The sequence below is a fragment of the Streptomyces sp. NPDC031670 genome (assembly GCF_055580545.1).
The window spans coordinates 5,280-7,091 of sequence record NZ_JBVILC010000047.1 but is presented as its reverse complement, the minus strand read 5'-3'; the positions used below and the strand labels follow the sequence as shown (position 1 = coordinate 7,091).

Sequence of the window (1,812 nt, the reverse complement as noted above, 5' to 3'; positions counted from 1 at the left end):
TGGACCTCCTCCAACACCTCATCGCCACCTGGACCGGCACCTGCCCCACCTGCCGACAACCCACCTGGCAGCCCTACGACACCACCTAACAAAGCCCTACTAGAAGCCCTTCGGGCGCCGCTCCAGGGTGCGGCGCTCCTCGGCCTCGCGCTGGCGTACGGCGCTGATGGGCTCATCGAGGAGGCCGCCCACACGGCGCCCTATGCCCGCAGAGCCTCCAGTCGGGGCAGGTCCGGCGGGAGCAGGCCGGGGCAAGGCCGGGCTTGCTGCCATAATCCGGTGTGTAGTTGAGGCTGTTGGTGAAGTATGAGGGAATGACCAACTCCTTGTTCGCCGCCTCGGCGGCGGATCTGACGATCGAGCGCATCCGTGCTGTTGCCACGCGGCCGGACCAGGTGGAGAGCTGACGCTGGAGTTCAAGCGCGAGTACTCCTCCAGCCTGATGAAGACCATCGCGGCGATGGCCAACACCTACGGCGGCCTCATCATGGTGGGCATCGTGGACAAGGCCGAGTCGGGCTCGGATCGCGTGGTCGGCGTCGACGCGCAGCAGACGATCGACAAGATCGCCAGCGGCTGCCGTGAGAAGTTCGACCCGCCGTGCGAGCCGACCTTCATCCCCGTCCCGTTCGACGACGAGTCCGGGCGTAGCGTGGTGGTCATCCGGGTGAACGCCAAGGTCGCCCCCCGGCCCCTGCTGATTGACCTGAAGGCGCCCATCAGGCTGAGCGGGCAGAACTCCACCGCAGACCGTGACCGGCTCCTCCAGCTCGCCCGTGAAGAGCCGACATCAGGAGTGCTGCCCATGGGCCAGAACGTCATGGCCCCCACCTGGCCCAGGACAAGGAGGGCCGTCCCACCGAGGATTTCATCCTCCGCACCGGCGTCAACCTCCCGGTGGGGGAGGCGGGCACCTGGCGCCCGTTGTCGGAACGGTCCGTCGCCGCGCTCGCGCAAGCGCTCAACGCCTCCGCCTTCCCCGGTGCTCTGCACACCCTCGGACATGAGTCGTTCAACCAGTTCAGCGGCTTCCGGCCGCTCGGACACAACAGGTCCCGGACGGCCCGGCTGGTGTGGCAGGGCGTCAGCGGCGCCTCGGTGGAGTACCCGGTCGAGGCCGTCGTGACGGTCAAACTCCCCGAGGGCTACGGCTCCACCTCCACCGCTGCGGTGGCGAGTGTCACCATCGACGTCGTCTCCCGGGTTCGGCGGTACGCCGACAGCGTCGAAGCCATGCAGGAGTACCGGTACCCCGTGCCGAACCTGGCGGACCTGCTGGACGGCATTCTGACAACCGCCGTCGACCACGATGTCGTCACCGAACTGGCCCGCATCACGGATATCGACACCGTCCTGGTGGCACAGCCGCGTGAACTCCACCTCGTCGCGGACCGGCAGGTCGCTCATCTTCTGCAGCCAACCGGACTGCGGGAGATCCCGGAGGCCGGCGCATCGGCCGGGGGGATCTTCCGTGCCAACCCCGCCCTGGACCTGCGTGCCGCCGCCGAGTGCCAGGAGCAGGTGGACGACTGGCTCCGCCAGCTCGGTCTCGACGCCGGCCGGACCGGCATGGAAGCCCTGGTCGAGCGCTACCGAGCCGAGAGCGGCTGACGGCGAACAAACCCAGCGCACCCATCACCCCGGAAGCCGCGCAGGCCGCCGTCCATATCGCCGTGCTTCTCGTTCAGCTCCTCAGCACTTCTGCAGTGACTAGGAGCCTCCCACCCCAACCGTGACAGCCGCACGGTGGGGGGGGGGGGGGGGGGGAGGAGGGGGGGGGGGGGGGGGAGGGGGGAGAGGGGGGGGGGGGAA

The 1,812-nt window shown here is 68.9% G+C and carries 1 protein-coding gene and 1 pseudogene; both read left to right on the top strand.

The genetic code is table 11. The annotated features are described in order from the left end of the window. Positions 1–403: 403 nt before the first annotated feature. Positions 404–676 (top strand): annotated as a pseudogene (locus ACZ5ID_RS36765) (AlbA family DNA-binding domain-containing protein); the annotation flags it as partial. 248 nt (positions 677–924) lie between these two features. Beyond that, positions 925–1,611 (top strand): hypothetical protein, encoded by a 687-nt coding sequence (locus tag ACZ5ID_RS36760; RefSeq protein WP_468907101.1) that lies wholly within the window; start codon positions 925–927, stop codon positions 1,609–1,611. The last annotated feature ends 201 nt before the right edge of the window (positions 1,612–1,812 follow it).